Origin of the sequence: Methylorubrum populi (assembly GCF_002355515.1) — a bacterium.
In the GTDB taxonomy this organism is placed as follows: domain Bacteria; phylum Pseudomonadota; class Alphaproteobacteria; order Rhizobiales; family Beijerinckiaceae; genus Methylobacterium; species Methylobacterium populi_A.
On the sequence record NZ_AP014809.1, the window covers coordinates 4,525,139 to 4,539,953 of the forward strand.

14 protein-coding genes are annotated in these 14,815 nt (G+C 70.8%); 11 read left to right on the forward strand and 3 right to left on the reverse strand.

Annotated features, from left to right (window positions below; genetic code table 11):
- Positions 1-18: 18 nt before the first annotated feature.
- The 3 genes from MPPM_RS20950 (at position 19) to MPPM_RS28590 (ending at position 917) form a co-directional block, all read left to right on the forward strand.
- The gene (locus tag MPPM_RS20950; protein WP_096486708.1) at positions 19-204 is read left to right on the forward strand and encodes a hypothetical protein; all 186 of its coding nucleotides are present in this window, start codon (positions 19-21) and stop codon (positions 202-204) included.
- Positions 205-214: 10 nt separating this feature from the next.
- Positions 215-637: a DoxX family protein gene (locus MPPM_RS20955; protein ID WP_096486709.1), complete on the forward strand. Its 423-nt coding sequence runs from the start codon at positions 215-217 to the stop codon at positions 635-637.
- A gap of 112 nt (positions 638-749) precedes the next feature.
- Positions 750-917 (forward strand): hypothetical protein, encoded by a 168-nt coding sequence (locus MPPM_RS28590; protein WP_173807934.1) that lies wholly within the window; start codon positions 750-752, stop codon positions 915-917.
- Between the two features lie 144 nt (positions 918-1,061).
- On the opposite strand, the gene mazG is transcribed toward MPPM_RS28590, so the two are convergent.
- Complete coding sequence (gene mazG, locus MPPM_RS20960) at positions 1,062-1,892, reverse strand: nucleoside triphosphate pyrophosphohydrolase (protein WP_096486710.1); 831 nt, start codon at positions 1,890-1,892, stop codon at positions 1,062-1,064.
- 767 nt (positions 1,893-2,659) lie between these two features.
- Between mazG and MPPM_RS20965 the strand changes: the two genes are divergently transcribed.
- Both MPPM_RS20965 and MPPM_RS20970 read left to right on the forward strand, forming a co-directional pair.
- Entirely contained in the window at positions 2,660-3,757 is a 1,098-nt protein-coding gene (locus tag MPPM_RS20965) for a replication protein RepA (protein ID WP_096486711.1), read from the forward strand.
- A 278-nt stretch (positions 3,758-4,035) separates the two neighbouring features.
- Positions 4,036-4,578 (forward strand): winged helix-turn-helix domain-containing protein, encoded by a 543-nt coding sequence (locus tag MPPM_RS20970; protein WP_096486712.1) that lies wholly within the window; start codon positions 4,036-4,038, stop codon positions 4,576-4,578.
- Between the two features lie 103 nt (positions 4,579-4,681).
- Here the strand turns inward: MPPM_RS20970 and MPPM_RS20975 are convergent, their stop codons facing one another.
- Positions 4,682-5,989 carry a patatin-like phospholipase family protein gene (locus MPPM_RS20975; RefSeq protein ID WP_096486713.1) on the reverse strand — a complete coding sequence of 436 codons (1,308 nt, stop codon included), beginning with the start codon at positions 5,987-5,989 and terminating at the stop codon, positions 4,682-4,684.
- Here MPPM_RS20975 and MPPM_RS28425 point away from each other — a divergent pair.
- From MPPM_RS28425 to MPPM_RS20990, 4 genes are all read left to right on the forward strand, one after another.
- Positions 5,973-6,206 carry a hypothetical protein gene (locus tag MPPM_RS28425; RefSeq protein WP_162296238.1) on the forward strand — a complete coding sequence of 78 codons (234 nt, stop codon included), beginning with the start codon at positions 5,973-5,975 and terminating at the stop codon, positions 6,204-6,206. The genes MPPM_RS20975 and MPPM_RS28425 overlap by 17 nt on opposite strands.
- Positions 6,207-6,480: 274 nt before the next feature.
- Positions 6,481-7,530 carry an HpcH/HpaI aldolase/citrate lyase family protein gene (locus tag MPPM_RS20980; protein WP_096486714.1) on the forward strand — a complete coding sequence of 350 codons (1,050 nt, stop codon included), beginning with the start codon at positions 6,481-6,483 and terminating at the stop codon, positions 7,528-7,530.
- 59 nt (positions 7,531-7,589) lie between these two features.
- Entirely contained in the window at positions 7,590-7,928 is a 339-nt protein-coding gene (gene hspQ, locus MPPM_RS20985) for a heat shock protein HspQ (protein WP_026105486.1), read from the forward strand.
- A gap of 127 nt (positions 7,929-8,055) precedes the next feature.
- A complete protein-coding gene (locus tag MPPM_RS20990) occupies positions 8,056-9,324 on the forward strand; it encodes a GGDEF domain-containing protein (protein WP_096486715.1) in 1,269 nt (422 codons plus the stop codon).
- A gap of 206 nt (positions 9,325-9,530) precedes the next feature.
- Here the strand turns inward: MPPM_RS20990 and MPPM_RS20995 are convergent, their stop codons facing one another.
- Positions 9,531-9,713: a hypothetical protein gene (locus MPPM_RS20995; protein WP_012456101.1), complete on the reverse strand. Its 183-nt coding sequence runs from the start codon at positions 9,711-9,713 to the stop codon at positions 9,531-9,533.
- A gap of 334 nt (positions 9,714-10,047) precedes the next feature.
- On the opposite strand from MPPM_RS20995, the gene MPPM_RS21000 reads away from it, so the two are divergent.
- Positions 10,048-11,307, forward strand: a complete 1,260-nt coding sequence (locus MPPM_RS21000) for an efflux RND transporter periplasmic adaptor subunit (protein WP_096486716.1) — start codon at positions 10,048-10,050, stop codon at positions 11,305-11,307.
- 11 nt (positions 11,308-11,318) lie between these two features.
- Entirely contained in the window at positions 11,319-14,471 is a 3,153-nt protein-coding gene (locus MPPM_RS21005; RefSeq protein ID WP_096486717.1) for an efflux RND transporter permease subunit, read from the forward strand.
- Positions 14,472-14,815 lie beyond the last annotated feature (344 nt).

The window sequence follows — 14,815 nt, forward strand, 5'->3', positions numbered from 1 at the left end:
CGACCGGACGAGGCAACGATGGCGGACGAGCAGCGCGACCAGAGCAACGAGGCCGCGGTCTCGCCCAAGGATCCGGCGACGGGCCGGCTGAAGTCGCAACCGGGACCGATGGAGCGCGCCGGCACCGAGGCCGAGGAGGCCGCGCGCGGCAACACGAAGTCGGGCGAGAGCAAGCGGCAGGCCGGGGACGACCGCTCCGCCTGACGCTGCCCCGATGCGCGACGACCGCCGCGGGCTGCGCCTCGGTCTGATCGGCCTCTACGGCTTCATCGGTACCGTCCATCTCGTCGCCACCGACCGGTTCCTGCCGATCATGCCGGGCTGGGTGCCCGCGCCGCGCCTCGTCGTGATCGGCACCGGCCTGTGCGAGATCGCCGGCGCCCTGGCGCTGTTCGTGCCGCGGCTGCGGCGGCTCGCCGGCCTGATGCTCGCCCTCTACGCGGTCTGCGTGTTCCCGGCCAACATCAAGCAGGCGGTCGAGGGGATTCCCGTGCCGCCGATCCCCGACACGTGGTGGTATCACGGCCCCCGTCTGGCGCTTCAGCCGGTGATGGTGTGGTGGGCGCTCTACGCCGTGCGCGCTCTCGACTGGCCGTTCGCGGCGAGATCAACGGACGCGGGCGGAGCACCTCGTTAAGATTAATCCGGAATTGCAAAAGGCTTTTCTCTGAGGAAAACAGCGCCGTCAGCGTATCCGGTCGGGCTCAACCGGTGGTGTTCACCCTGCGACCCTGTCTAGGCTCACTTCCATGCCGAAGAGCCGCGACTCGAACCCGACGAATCGCCCGCGAGACGGTGCCGCCCCGCCGGAGCAGGAGGCCGTCGAGCGCGCCCTGGAGCAGATCGTGGAGCGCCTGAAGCCGAAGGCGCCGGCCCCGAAGCCCGTGAAGAAGGGCAGCCCGCGTACGAAGGGCTGAGCCTTCATAGTCATGGTTTCGAAAGGACGAGTCCTTTCGCGGGTGCAGGGCAGAGCCCTGCATATTGGCTCCGCCGACGCCAGGGCACCGCCCTAACAACCCGCCAAAGGGCCTGAGCCCTTTAGGATCCCCCGGGATCGAGTCTCACTTCTTCTCATCGCGCTTCACCGCCTGCCAGGCGGCTTCCATGGCGGGGAGGGGGGCGTCCTGCAGGATCTGGCCCTCGGCGGCGAGCCGGGCGGCCATGGCGGTGAAGCGGCGCTCGAACTTGAGGGTGCCGCGCCGCAGCGCCTCCTCCGGATCGACGCCCGCATGGCGGGCGAGGTTGGCGACCGAGAACAGCAGGTCGCCGATCTCCTCGAACACCGCCTCCGGTTCGCCCGCACCGAGGCTCTCCTCGACCTCGTCGACCTCCTCGCGCACCTTGGCGAGAACCTGGGCCGCGTCCGGCCAGTCGAAGCCGACGGCGGCCGCCCGCTTCGAGATCCGGTCGGCCCGGGCGAGGGCGGGGAGGGCGCGCGACACCCCCGCCAGCGGACCCGCCGCCTCCCCTCTACCAGCCGCCGCCTTCTCCGCCCGCTCCCGCGCCTTGATGGTTTCCCAGGCCGCCTTGATCGCCGCCGGATCGGTCGGGCGCCGGTCGCGGGGCAGGAACGCGCCCGAGGCGTCGAAGACGTGGGGGTGGCGCCGGATCAGCTTGGCGCAGATCGCCTCGGCCACGTCGTCGAAGCGGAAGGCGCCCTCCTCCTCGGCGATCCGGGCCTGGAACACGACCTGGAGCAGCAGGTCGCCGAGTTCGTCGCGCAGATCCGCCCGGTCGCCGCGCTCGACCGCGTCGGCGACCTCGTAGGCCTCCTCGATCGTGTAGGGGACGATGCTCGCATAGGTCTGCCCCACGTCCCAGGCGCAGCCCCGCTCCGGATCGCGCAACCGCGCCATCAGCGCCAGCAGCCTGTCGATCGGCGCCTCGTCCATCGCTCGAACCCCGTCCCGCATCCGCCGCCCGGTCCCGGGCCTGCCTCCGCTCATAGACCGTCCGGAGAGGCGGCGCAGCGCCGGTCGGACGACGTCATCCGGGCAGGGGAGGGGGACAGCCTGTGCAAAATTCCATATATTCCTTTTGAAAAGAGGAGAGAAAGGCGTCGTTCGGTTTGGCGAACGCACCTCCCCCCTCCTTAGGAAAGCTATCTGTTAAGGATTCTTAGGGAGTCAGTTCAGCAGGTTATAGGGGGCGCCGAAAAGCCGTGTCGGCCCCGTGGCTTGAGGCCACCTCGCGCATCGAACTCTGCGCGAAACCGCATGGAACTCTGCGCGGCCTCGCATCGGATTCTGCGCGCCTCCCGGGGCCTCCCGCATCGGATTCTGCGCGGGGGCGTACCGGATTCAGCGTGCAAAACCGGATCAGTCGGGGAAGAGCGGGGACAAGTCCGGGGCCGGGGGGGGCGTATCGAACTCTGCGCAGGCCGATTCGGGCCGGCCGGCGGGCGTATGGAACTCTGCGTGCCTGGAAACGGCCCCTGCCCCGGCCGCGGACGACGCGCCTGTGCAGGATTCCCGGCGCCAAGCGTGGATTCCCGGGAAAACTCCGATCGGCCACGGGACTCCGCGGAGCCGAATCGTGACAGATCGGTTGCGGACCTGAGGCGACCGGCGGCTTTCGCTTGGTTCGCCCCGGGATCGGGACCGAAGACTTCGAGAGGCGGATCGACGTGACACGCAGCGGGAGGTTCTGAGAGCGCGCCATGTCGGGGCTGGAGGCCAAGATCGCCGCGATCCGCGACCCGGATCTGCTGGCGGAGCTGGAGGCGGCGCGGGGCGGGTTCCTGTTCGCGCCGATCGTCGAGCACCTGCTGTTCCGTCAGCGCGAGCGCGATGCCGCCCGGGCGCAGGAAGGTGCGCAGGCCGAGGCCCGCGAGGCCATGGGCCGCGACCGCCGTCGCCGCGACGCCGTGCGCGAGGTGATCGAGAACGAGCCCACCGGCCCGGAGAACCTCCAGCACCTGCATTCCGTGCTGGCCCTGTGCGGCCTGCCCTACCGCGATCCGGGCGACGCCCGCGACTTCGTGCGCGAATACGGCCGCAACTCGCTCAGCCTCTCGGCGGGGCGCCTCAAGAACCCGGTCACCGGTGAGATGGAGCTGCAGGGCCTGCCCTACGGCCCCAAGGCCCGGCTGGTGCTGCTGCATCTCTGCACCGAGGCGGTGCGCCAGCGCAGCCCGACCATCGAGGTCGCCGACAGCCTCTCCGGCTTCATGAAGGCCATGGGCTTCGCCGTCACCGGCGGCGAGCGCGGCACCATCGGCGCCTTCAAGGAACAGCTCAACCGGCTCGCCGCCTGCTCGATGCAGATCGGCCTGTGGGACGGGGAGGGGCAGGCCTCGACCCTCAACGTGCCCCCCTTCCGCCAGCTCGAATTGTGGCGGCGCGGCGAGGACGGCCTCGTCTGGCAGCGCACCGTCTCGTTCCATCAGGATTTCTACGACAGCCTGATCCGCCACGCCCTGCCGGTCGATATCCGCGCGGCGCGGGCCTTCTCCGGCTCGGCGCGCAAGCTCGACCTCCTGTTCTGGACCGGCTACCGGCTGCGCGCCCTGCAGCGCCCCCTGCGGCTCACCTGGGACAACCTGCACCGCCAGTTCGGGGCGGAGAACGCCAGCCTGCGAAGCTTCCGCCAGGCCTTCAAGGCGGACCTCGCCGGCCTGCTGGAGGTGTTCCCGCGGCTGCGGATCGACCTCGACGAGGGCGGCATGCTGCTCCACCCGGCCGATCCCGGCAGCCTGCTGGTGCCGCCCAAGGCCGCCCGCCCCGCGCGCGCGGCGACAGTCGCGGCCCGGGCCTGACGGAATTTTTTTCGCGACGCCTGACGATCTGTTCCGTCGCTCCCATTCCGTAACGAAGCAGGCTGGAATATTCCATATCCGTCTTCGTTCTATTCCTTATGCGTTCCGAGCAGAAGGGAATGGACGGGCGTGGTGGCGCCGGGGTTCTACGGTGTTCCGTCCATCGGAGCGTCGGAAATGAGCCGGACGGAATAATTCCCTGGTCTTCCGTTCTATTCCGTGTCATTGTCTGTTCCTTCCTATCCCCCTTTTCGGAACGAGCGACCGGAAACGCCATCATGGTCCTGTCGGAAGCCGAGGCCCTGGCGCGGCTGGAGGAGCTGCGCCGGCAACGCGACGCGCTCGAACGGCAGATCGCCGACCTCCTCCTCTATCTCGATCTCGGGCGCCGTCTCGGTGGCCCGCCCGCTCCGGCTCCGGCCGCAACGGACCCGGCTCCCCGGGGGGACGCGCCCGCCCCGCCTCCCGTGTCGGCTCCGGTCGCGGCCCCTCCGGCCCAGCCGCCGGTTCGATCCGAACGGCCGCCCGCGCCCGCCTTCGCCGATCCGGTCGAGGGCGAGGCGGCCTTGTCGGAGACGGTGCTCGCCCGCCGCTACGGCCGGGCGGTGATCGAGGCGGCGCTCGCCTCCCTGGAGGAGGCGGGCCGCCCGCTGCATGCCAGCGAGATCCTGGCGCGGATCACCGAGCAGGGCTTCTCCCTGCCGGGGCAGGATCCGGTGGCGGCGCTCAACACCCGGCTCTGGAAGCGCTCCGGTCCCGGCGGCCCGCTGAAGCGCCTCGGCGAGGCCGTCTACGCCCCGGCCGATGCGGAGGAGGGATAAGCTGTGTTCCCGTCCGCCGCTGGCTCGAAACACGAGGAGGCGGCCCGCGCCGAGCCGCCTCTGAACCCCGCCTCCCCCGTGTTTCGGCGGGACGGCCGCGCCGTCAGCGCGAGGCCGTGACGGAGCCGGTCGATTCCGTCACGTCGCGCCGCTCCCGGCCCAGGGCGGTCGCGGGCGGATGGGCCTGGACGAAGGCGCTGCCGTCGCGGGCAAGAGCTTCGCCGTGGGCGAACAGCGCCCGCATGTAGGGCTGGTCGAACGGCTTCTCCGAGGTCTTGGCGAAGCGCCCATCGATGAGCGCGATCCGCAGATCCAGGCCGGTGCGCTCGGCATAGCCCTTGGAGAGCGCGAGCGCCGCGCGGGTCTGCGCCTTGATCGCCGCCGACATGGTGCGGCCGAGCACCGAGAGCGTGGTGCGCGAGGCCATCTGGAATTCCGGTTCGAGCCGGTTGTTGACGACGAGGTAGACCCGGTCCGTCGGCAGGCGCAGCCGCGCCTCACCCTCCAGGGCGGCGGCCGGCGCGAGGTAGAACGGGGCCATCGCCCCGCCATCGTCGTGCAGCTCCGCGAAGGGCTTGGCCTTCGTGCCCGCCCCGTCCGCCGGTTCGGCGGGGATCGCCACCGGCGGGAACACGCCGGGCACCGCGGTCGAGGCGAGCACGATCGCGCGGAACAGGGCCAGCGCCCGCGGGTCGCCGGACTCGGCGCCGCGCTTCGCGATCGCACCCATGTCCCACACGACCGGCCGCTCGCTGTCGACCTGCGTCGTGACGATCAGCAGGCGGCGGCCCTTGGCGTGCTCGGCTGCCACCGCCTTGAGCAGCGCCGGCGTCACCGCGCGCCCGATCCGCTCCTTGAGCGGCCAGGTGTCGGTCAGCGAATCCCGCGTGCCGCCGAACTCGAACACGTCGGCCGCCGAGATCTCGGTGTAGTTCTCCTTGAGCGCCGCGTCGGCCTTCGCCCCGATCGTCGGCGCCGCGAAGGCGAAAGGCGCGATCAGCGCGCCGGTCGAGACGCCGGTGACGACGCCGAATTCGGGGCGGTCGCCGCGCTCCGACCAGCCGGACAGCAGACCGGCGGCGAAGGCGCCGTTCTCGCCGCCCCCGGAGAGCACCAGCCAGGGATCGGCGGCGCGGGGCGCCCCATCGATCAGGGCCTGGAACGCGCGGACGTCGTCGCCCGCGATCCGCACCGAGGCCGGCAAGCCCTCGGGCCGCGCGGTCGCGGCCTGGGCGGCGGTGTAGTCCGGCCGCTCGTCGGGGGACTTCTTCGCCGCCGGCCCGGCCATCGCCCCCTGCGACAGGGTGAGCGCGACCAGGGCGAGGGCCAAAGGCCGGGCGACCCGGTGCCCGGCCCGCGGGCCGGGCGAAGAACATTCTCGAAGGATCAGTTGGTTGAACAGTTTTGGCATCGACGCACGTCTCCCGACGGTGTTCGACAGCCCGCCTCGGCCGGAAAACACGGGTCGCGGCGGTCCGTTCCGTCCTCCCGGCCCGGCGCCGAATGCTTCGCCGGGCAAGCTTTGCCGTTTTGCGCATCCCGCGGTCACGCTGCCGAAGGACTCGAGTCTGTCTCGGCAGACGGGCCACGGAGGCGAGAACAGCAAACGTCTTGATGAAAACGCCTGAACCTTCGGAAATCGTCTCCCAATTCGGATCGCGACGCAATCTTCGCTTTCGGATACTCCACCGGCGCAGGCGCCGCATGATCCGTGCGCGGGCGCACGATCCGGCCCAGGGGAAGACGCGCGCGGACAGGTGAAGAGGGGACGACCAAGGTCGGCTTTACGCCAGGGGGCGCCGTGCTCTAACGCCGGGGAGACAAGCGGAGGGCGGACGCCATGAGCCTTTCGCCATGAGCCCTTCGCCAAGGGGCCTTCACGTAGCCGGAGACCGAGAGCCGATGAAACTGCCGCGCCGCTTCTTCCAGCCGCTCGCCGCCGGTGCGCCCGAGCCCTTCCGCGAACTGCCGATCAAGCTCGAGCGGATGATCCATTTCGTGCCGCCGCACAACGAGAAGGTCCGCGCCCGCGTGCCGGAACTCGCCAAGACGGTCGACGTGGTGCTCGGCAACCTGGAGGACGCGGTGCCCGCCGACCAGAAGGAGGCGGCGCGCAAGGGCTTCGTCGAGATGGCCAAGGCCACCGATTTCGCGGCCTCCGGCACCGGCCTGTGGACCCGCATCAATGCCCTGAACTCGCCCTGGATCCTCGACGACCTGTTCACCCTCGTCGCCGAGGTGGGGGACAAGCTCGACGTGGTGATGGTGCCCAAGGTCGAGGGGCCCTGGGACATCCACTACATCGACCAGCTGCTGGCCCAGCTCGAGGCGCGCCACGGGGTCAAGAAGCCGATCCTCGTCCACGCCATCCTTGAGACGGCGGAGGGCGTGGCCAACGTCGATGCCATCGCCTGCGCCTCGCCGCGCATGCACGGCATGAGCCTCGGGCCCGCCGATCTCGCGGCGTCGCGCGGCATGAAGACCACCCGCGTCGGCGGCGGCCACCCGGATTACCGCGTCCTGTCCGACCCGAAGGGCGACGCCGAGCGCGCCTCCGCCCAGCAGGACCTGTGGCACTACACCATCGCCCGGATGGTCGATGCCTGCATGGCCAACGGCATCAAGGCGTTCTACGGCCCGTTCGGCGACTTCTCGGACGCGGCGGCCTGCGAGGTACAGTTCCGCAACGCCTTCCTGATGGGCTGCGCCGGCGCCTGGACCCTGCATCCGAGCCAGGTGGCCTTGGCCAAGACCGTGTTCGCCCCCGATCCCGCCGAGGTGAACTTCGCCTCCCGCATCGTCGAGGCGATGCCCGACGGCACCGGGGCGGTGATGATCGACGGCAAGATGCAGGACGACGCCACCTGGAAGCAGGCCAAGGTCATCGTCGATCTCGCCCGGCTGGTGGCCGAGAAGGATCCGGATCTGGCCAAGGTCTACAATCTGCCCTGATCGTCGCGGATGCTGGCCTCGCGTTGGAACGGAAGGGGCGCGAGGCCTATCTATCGGTCATGACCCAGACCAGCATGAGAACCGCCAAATTCGGCCTCGGGGCGGTGGTCCGGCACCGGATCTACCCGTTCCGCGGCGTCGTGTTCGACGTCGATCCGGAATTCGCCAACACCGAGGAATGGTGGCTCGCGATTCCGGAAGACGTCCGGCCGCGCAAGGACCAGCCCTTCTACCACCTGCTCGCCGAGAACGCGGACAGCGAGTACGTCGCCTACGTCTCGGAGCAGAACCTCGTGCCCGACACCTCCGGCGAGGCCCTGCGCCATGCGGGCATCAGCGAGGTGTTCGAGCGCAGCGCCGACGGCGCCTACCGCATGCGGATCGGCCACGCGAACTGACCTTCGGCCGGCCCCCTTCCGCTTGCCCCGGTAGCGGGAGCGTAGAGTTCCCGTCGCGGAACGCTTTGTTCAACCGCGGGCGCTATCGGGTGAAGCAACGTCACCGTTGCCCGGATGTCTGATCGCGATGGACGTGGTCACCATGCTGTTCATGAGCCTCGTGGCGGCCGCCGCCGCCGCGGGCTTCCTGGCGTTCGAGTGGCTGACCCTGCGCAACCGGGTGCTGCTGTTCTGGAGCGCCGGCTTCGCCGTGATCGTTCTCGGCAGTTCGCTGTCGCTGCTGCGCGCCACCTCCTTCCTCGTCGGGGTCTGGTTCGCCAACGGCCTGCTCGTCGTGGCCCATCTCCTGTTCCTGTTCGGCGTCGCGCGCTTCACCGGGCGGCGGGTCGCACCGCTCTGGTGGGCCCTGCTGCTGCCCTGGGCCGGGCTCCTGCTCCTGCCCGCGGGCCTCGACCCCACCCCCGTCTACGCGATCGTGAACTCCGCCCTCGTCGCCGGGGTCTCGCTGAGGGCCGCCCACGGCCTGCTGTCCCGGGCGGGCGCGCCATTCGCGGAGAGGACCGCGGCCTCGGACGGCTTCGGCTTCATCTTCGCCGTTCACGGCGCCTTCTACGCCGCCAAGACACTGCTGGTGCCGCTGCCCGGCGCCTTCGTCAGCATCGTCGGCTTCAAGGGCGTGCTGATCCAGGTCTCGCTGGTGGAGGGCATCGTCGTCGAGGTGCTGCTCGCCCTGGCGATGGCCGCCGCGGTGCGTCGGCGCCGCGAGGAGGCGATGGCGGCGCTCGCCGAGCGCGACGCCCTCACCGGCCTCTACAATCGCCGCGCCTTCACGAGCCGGGCGAATGCGGCCCTCGGCGCGATGGCCGCGCGGCCCCGGCCGGGGGCGCTGCTGCTGCTCGACATCGACCGGTTCAAGACGGTCAACGACAGCTTCGGCCATGCCACCGGCGATCGCCTCCTCGTGGTGCTCGCGGAGGTGCTGGCGGAAACCTTGGCGGAAGCGCCCGAAGCCGGCCTGGCGCGGGAGGCGATCCCGGCACGGCTCGGCGGCGACGAGTTCGTGATCCTGGGGCCGGGGCTGGACGAGGCGGCGGTTCGCGACCTCGGCGCGGCGATCGGCGCCCGCATGGCCCGCGACAGTCGCCGGCATCTGCCGGCCGGCGCCACGGTCAGCATCGGCGCCGCCCTGTTCACCGGCGGCTCGGCCAAGCTCGACACAGCGCTCGAGGCCCTGACGGCCCTGGCGGACGCGGCGCTCTACGAGGCGAAGCACCAGGGTCGCAACCGGCTGCAGGTCCGTCGCTCGGTGCCGCCGGCTCCGGAGCGCGGTTCCGGGCACCGCCAGCCGGACACGGCGCCGTCCCCGCTCTCCTCCGGGAAGGGCTGCTGCGCCTGAGGCGGCCAGGCACCGCTGCCCAAGACTCCAAGATGAAGGGGCGCCCGTTTGGCGGGCACCCCTTCGATGCATCGATCGATGAGAGGGGGATCGGACCGCTCTCGGAGCCGATCCTGTCGATTGCTTCGGGAGGCGGATCCCGACCCCGATCGAGGGCCGTCTGGGCCTGCCGAGGCGCTCTCCGCTTCGATCAGGCGGTCACCCAATCAGGAGATCAGGTCGAGCTTGGCCGTCTCGAAACCCGCCGCCCGCAAGGTATCGGGCAGGGCGGAGTAATCGGGATAGCCGGCCTCGCGGGCCATGGCGTCGAGGGCGGTGTGCTCGTCGTCGGCGCTGCCCGTCCAGAGGATCGCGCCGCTCGTCTTCTGCCGGATCTGGAAGATGCTCATGGTGAACCGTCCGTCGTCGAAAATCTCTTGAGGAGACAACCCGCCGAAGCCGTCCCGGTTGCAGGCGAGAACTGAAGAGGCGCGCGCGCTGGTCCCGATCCTCTCTTGAAAACGTCTTTCTCTCGAAGGCGCCTTTGGCGGAGAGGCAGGTTTGGACGGTCCGCAACGATGGGCCGGGCCTCCTTCGCGGAGGCGATGTGCCGAAGAGGGGAGGAGGCCTGCGCGCCGGCCGCGCAGCCATGGGGCAGCCATGGGACGGCACCGCCACGAAATCGCCGGCGCGGCGCGGAAAGCAGGTTGCGGCGCATCGGCGCGCCCCGTGAGGCGATTCGCAATGCCGGCCCGTCTGCCCTTTCGTCCCGCCGTCCGCGGCCTCGCCGCCCTCTTCCCGGCTCTGCTCGCCGCCGTCCTCCCAGCCGGCCTCGCCCCCGTGCCGGTCCGCGCCACCGAGGAACCGCCGGCGGCCGGCGTTCCCGATCCCGCCGCGCTCCTGCCGGCGGTGAGCGTGGTCCCGGCCGAGCGGCGCGAGATCGTCGAGCGGGCGGTGGTGACCGGGACGCTGGTCCCCCGCGACGAGATCCTCGTCGCCCCCGAAATCGAGGGCCTGCGCATCGTCGCCCTGCTCGTCGAGGAGGGCGACCGGGTCGAGCGCGGCGCGGTGCTGGCGCGGCTCTCCCTGGAGATGATCGAGACGCAGGAGGCCGCCAACCTCGCCGCCACCGCGAAGGCGCAAGCCGCCATCGTCCAGGCGCGGAGCCAGATCGTCCAGGCGCAGGCGGTCCAGACCGAGGCGCGTCAGGCCCTGGAGCGGGCGCAGGCGCTGGTGAAGACCGGCAACGCCACCGCGGTTACCCTGGAGCAGCGGGTCTCGGCGGCGCAGGGCGCCGACGGCCGGGTCGAGGCTGCAAAGGCCGGGCTGGCGCTCGCCGAGGCGGATCTCGCCGCCGCGCGGGCGCAGGCGCGCGAGATCGGTCTGCGCCGGGCCCGCGCCGAGATCCGCGCCCCGGAGGCCGGGATCGTCAGCCGCCGCACGGCGCGGGTCGGCGCCACCGCGAGCGCGGTCGGCGAGCCGCTGTTCCGCCTGATCGCCCGCGGCGAGATCGAGCTGGAGGGCGAGGTGCCCGAATTCGCCCTGCCGCGGCTGAGGGTCGATGCCCCGGCCCGCCTCGAATGGGAGGACGGGCGCGTGACGCAGGGCGCCGTGCGCCGGGTCTATCCGGAGGTCGACCGGGCGACCCGCCTCGGCCGGGTCCGCATCCGCCTGGAGGCCGACCCGGCGCTGCATATCGGCGCCTTCGCCCGCGGCCGGGTCGAGGTCGCCCGGCGCGAGGGCGTGGCGGTGCCGCTCGCCGCCGTGCTCTACGCCGCCGACGGCTCGGCCGGCGTGCTCGCCGTCGCGGACGGTCGCGTCTCCGCCCGCCGGGTCGAGACCGGCCTCTCGGCCGAAGGGTTCACCGAAGTTCGCACCGGCCTCGCCGCAGGGGAGGCTGTGGTCGCCCGCGCCGGCTCGTTCCTGCGCGACGGCGACCGGGTGCGGCCGGTCCTCCCCGGCGCGGCCCAGGCTGCGGCCGCCCCTCCCGCCGGGCCTCGCTGAGGAGCTGTCCCATGCGCCTCAACGTCTCGGCCTGGGCGATCCGCAAGCCGATCCCCTCGCTCGTGCTGTTCCTCGTGCTGATGGTGCTCGGCCTCGTCAGCTTCCGCGCCCTGCCGATCACCCGCTTTCCCAACATCGACATCCCGATCGTCTCCGTGACGGTCACGCAGTCGGGCGCCGCCCCCTCCGAACTGCAGACCCAGGTCACGAAATGGGTCGAGGATTCGGTGGCCGGGGTGAAGGGGGTCAAGCACATCCTCTCGACCATCTCGGAAGGCTCCTCGATCACGACGATCGAGTTCCGCCTGGAGGTGAACCAGGACCGCGCCGTCAACGACGTGAAGGACGCGATCTCGAAGATCCGCATCAACCTGCCGCGCACCATCGACGAGCCGATCATCAGCCGCGTCGAGATCGCCGGCCTGCCGATCATGATCTACGGCGCCTCGGCGCCGGCCATGACGCCGGAGGACCTGTCGTGGTTCGTCGACGACGTGGTGGCGCGCCAGCTCCAGGGGGTGAAGGGGGTGGGCGGCGTCGAGCGGCTCGGCGGCGTCGCCCGCGAGATCCGCGTGACCCTGAGGCCCGACCGGCTGCTCGCGCTCGGCATCACCGCGGCCGACGTGAACCGGCAGTTGCGCCTCACCTCCGCCGACATGGCGGGCGGGCGCGGCGAACTCGCGGGCGGCGAACAGTCGATCCGCACGCTGGGCGCCTCGGCGAGCCTGGAGACGCTCGGGGCCACCTCCATCGTCGTGCCCGGCGGGCGCAAGGTCCGCCTCGACGAGCTCGCCACGCTCATGGACGCGGCCGAGGAACCGCGCACCTTCGCCCGCTTCAACGGCGAGCCGGTGGTGGGTTTCGCCATCTCCCGGGCGATGGGGGCGAGCGATGCCGAGGTCGCGACCGCCGTGGCCCGGCGCATCGAGACGCTGCACGCCGAGAATCCGGGGGTGCGCTTCGACCTGATCGACACCAGCGTCGTCAACACCATCGGCAACTACCACTCGGCGATGATGGGCCTGCTCGAGGGCGCCGCTCTCGCCGTGATCGTGGTGTTCCTGTTCCTGCGGGACTGGCGCGCCACCCTGATCGCGGCTCTGGCGCTGCCGCTCTCGGTGCTGCCGACCTTCTGGGTGATGAGCGCGCTCGGCTTCTCGCTCAACGCCGTCAGCCTGCTGGCCATCACCCTGGTGACCGGCATCCTCGTCGACGACGCCATCGTCGAGATCGAGAACATCGTCCGCCACATGCGGATGGGCAAATCCGCCTACCGCGCCGCGCTCGAGGCCGCCGACGAGATCGGGCTCGCGGTGATCGCCATCACCGCGACCATCATCGCGATCTTCGCCCCTGTCTCCTTCATGCCCGGCATCGCCGGCCAGTACTTCAAGCAGTTCGGGCTCACCATCGCGGCGGCCGTGTTCGTGTCGCTTCTGGTGGCCCGCCTGATCACGCCGCTGCTCGCCGCCTACTTCCTGCGCGACCACGGCCCGGACCACGCGCGCGAGGGCCCCGTGATGCGCGCCTATACCCGCCTCGTGGCGTGGTCGGTGCGCCACAAAGTCCTGACGCTGATCCTGGGGCTGGCCTGCTTTGCCGGCTCGATCGCCTCGACCCGGCTCCTGCCCGCGGGCTTCATCCCGGCCGAGGATGCCGCCCGCACGATGTTCGTGGTCGAACTGCCCCCCGGCGCCCGGCTCGACGACACGAGCCGCGTCTCCGACCGCCTCGTCGAGACGCTCCGCGCGATGCCCGAGGTCAGAAGCGTCTTCGTCGATGGCGGGCGCCAGCTGCCCGGCAAGAAGGAGGTGCGGCTGGCCAGCCTCACCGTCAACCTCGTGCCGAAGAGCGAGCGGGCGCTGACCCAGAAGCAGGTCGATCTCAAGATCTCGCGCGTCCTGCGGCAGGTGCCCGACATCCGGTTCTGGTCGCTGCAGGAGGGTGGGCAGCGGGAATTCGCGCTGATCGTGTCGGGGCCCGACAAGACGGTGGTGGCCGACGTCGCCGCCCGGCTCCAGCGCGAGGCCGCGGGCGTGCCCCACCTCGTCAACGTGATGTCGACCGCGCCGCTGGACCGCACCGAGCTCCGCATCACCCCCAAGGCCGGCGTCGCCGCCGATCTCGGCGTCTCGACCGACGTCATCGCCGAGACGGTGCGCGTCGGCACCATCGGCGACATCGCGGCCAACCTCGCCAAGTTCAACGCGAAGGATCGCCAGATCCCGATCCGGGTGATGCTGCCCGAACGCCTGCGCGGGGAGCTGCCCGAGCTGGCCAGTCTGAAGGTGCCGGTGAAGACGGGCGCGGCGGTGCCGCTCGCCACCGTCGCCGATCTGACGCTGGGACGCGGTCCCACGGCGATCGAGCGCTACGACCGCACCGTGCGCGTCGCCGTCGAGGGCGACCTCCAGGGCTCGGACGCCTTGGGCTCGATCATCGAGCAGGTGATGGCGCTGCCCGCCGCCACGAATCTTCCCGAGGGCGTGACCATCCGCCAGACGGGTGATGCCGAGATCATGGGCGAGGTGTTCGAGGGCTTCGCGCTCGCCATGGGCGCCGGGCTGATGATGGTGTTCGGCGTCCTCGTGCTGCTGTTCGGCAACTTCCTCCAGCCGCTCACCATCCTGTTCTCGCTGCCGCTCTCCATCGGCGGGGCGATCCTCGGCCTGCTCGTCTTCCACATGCCGATCTCGATGCCGGTGGTCATCGGCATCCTGATGCTGATGGGCGTGGTGACCAAGAACGCGATCATGCTGGTCGATTTCGCCATCGAGGAAATGGCCCGCGGTGTCGATCGCGTCACGGCCATCGTTGATGCCGGCCGCAAGCGGGCGCGGCCGATCGTGATGACCACCATCGCCATGGCCGCCGGCATGGTGCCCTCGGCGCTGGCGCTCGGCATCGGCGGCGAGTTCCGCGCGCCGATGGCGGTGGCGGTGATCGGCGGGCTGATCGTCTCGACCGGCCTGTCGCTCGTCTTCGTGCCGGCGATCTTCCTGCTGGTCGACGACCTGTCGCGGCTGTTCGTGCGGCTGTTCGGCCGCTTCGTCGGCGAAGCGGACGAGCCGGAGGCCGGGTGGGAGGGAGGGGAGGATGCCTACCGGCCGGGCCCGCCCGCCAATGCCGGCGGGCTCGACCGCCGGCCGACCGCCGCCGAGTGATCCCGTCCGCGCGAGGCACGAAATCTGCTTTTCCAAACAAATCGGACGAATTGTATCGGTGCGGGTCTGGACCGGGCGGGGGCGGGCGGCGCGGCGTCTTGAGTTTTCTTGACGACACGATGACCTAGAGTATCAAACCCGGACCCACGGCCGGACCGAGGCGCGGTGAAACCGGCCGGAGGCTAGAGGCGGATCGGCCGTGAGGCTCTGCCGAGGCTCTGCATTGTGCGAATACGTCAGGGTTGTACGGGTAGGCGGTGCGAAGTTTTTCGAAACACTTTTGATGTATTCGAGCCAGGACACCGCTTCGCGTCCACCACGGGCCTTGCGGCCGATGGATGACC

What these genes read in the sequence shown, in the direction of transcription:
- MPPM_RS20950 (WP_096486708.1), top strand. Translation starts at nt 19, where the DNA reads ATGGCGGACGAGCAGCGCGACCAGAGCAACGAGGCCGCGGTCTCGCCC.
- MPPM_RS20955 (WP_096486709.1), top strand. Translation starts at nt 215, where the DNA reads ATGCGCGACGACCGCCGCGGGCTGCGCCTCGGTCTGATCGGCCTCTAC.
- MPPM_RS28590 (WP_173807934.1), top strand. Translation starts at nt 750, where the DNA reads ATGCCGAAGAGCCGCGACTCGAACCCGACGAATCGCCCGCGAGACGGT.
- mazG (WP_096486710.1), bottom strand. Translation starts at nt 1,892, where the DNA reads ATGGACGAGGCGCCGATCGACAGGCTGCTGGCGCTGATGGCGCGGTTG.
- MPPM_RS20965 (WP_096486711.1), top strand. Translation starts at nt 2,660, where the DNA reads ATGTCGGGGCTGGAGGCCAAGATCGCCGCGATCCGCGACCCGGATCTG.
- MPPM_RS20970 (WP_096486712.1), top strand. Translation starts at nt 4,036, where the DNA reads ATGGTCCTGTCGGAAGCCGAGGCCCTGGCGCGGCTGGAGGAGCTGCGC.
- MPPM_RS20975 (WP_096486713.1), bottom strand. Translation starts at nt 5,989, where the DNA reads ATGCCAAAACTGTTCAACCAACTGATCCTTCGAGAATGTTCTTCGCCC.
- MPPM_RS20980 (WP_096486714.1), top strand. Translation starts at nt 6,481, where the DNA reads ATGAAACTGCCGCGCCGCTTCTTCCAGCCGCTCGCCGCCGGTGCGCCC.
- hspQ (WP_026105486.1), top strand. Translation starts at nt 7,590, where the DNA reads ATGACCCAGACCAGCATGAGAACCGCCAAATTCGGCCTCGGGGCGGTG.
- MPPM_RS20990 (WP_096486715.1), top strand. Translation starts at nt 8,056, where the DNA reads ATGGACGTGGTCACCATGCTGTTCATGAGCCTCGTGGCGGCCGCCGCC.
- MPPM_RS20995 (WP_012456101.1), bottom strand. Translation starts at nt 9,713, where the DNA reads ATGAGCATCTTCCAGATCCGGCAGAAGACGAGCGGCGCGATCCTCTGG.
- MPPM_RS21000 (WP_096486716.1), top strand. Translation starts at nt 10,048, where the DNA reads ATGCCGGCCCGTCTGCCCTTTCGTCCCGCCGTCCGCGGCCTCGCCGCC.
- MPPM_RS21005 (WP_096486717.1), top strand. Translation starts at nt 11,319, where the DNA reads ATGCGCCTCAACGTCTCGGCCTGGGCGATCCGCAAGCCGATCCCCTCG.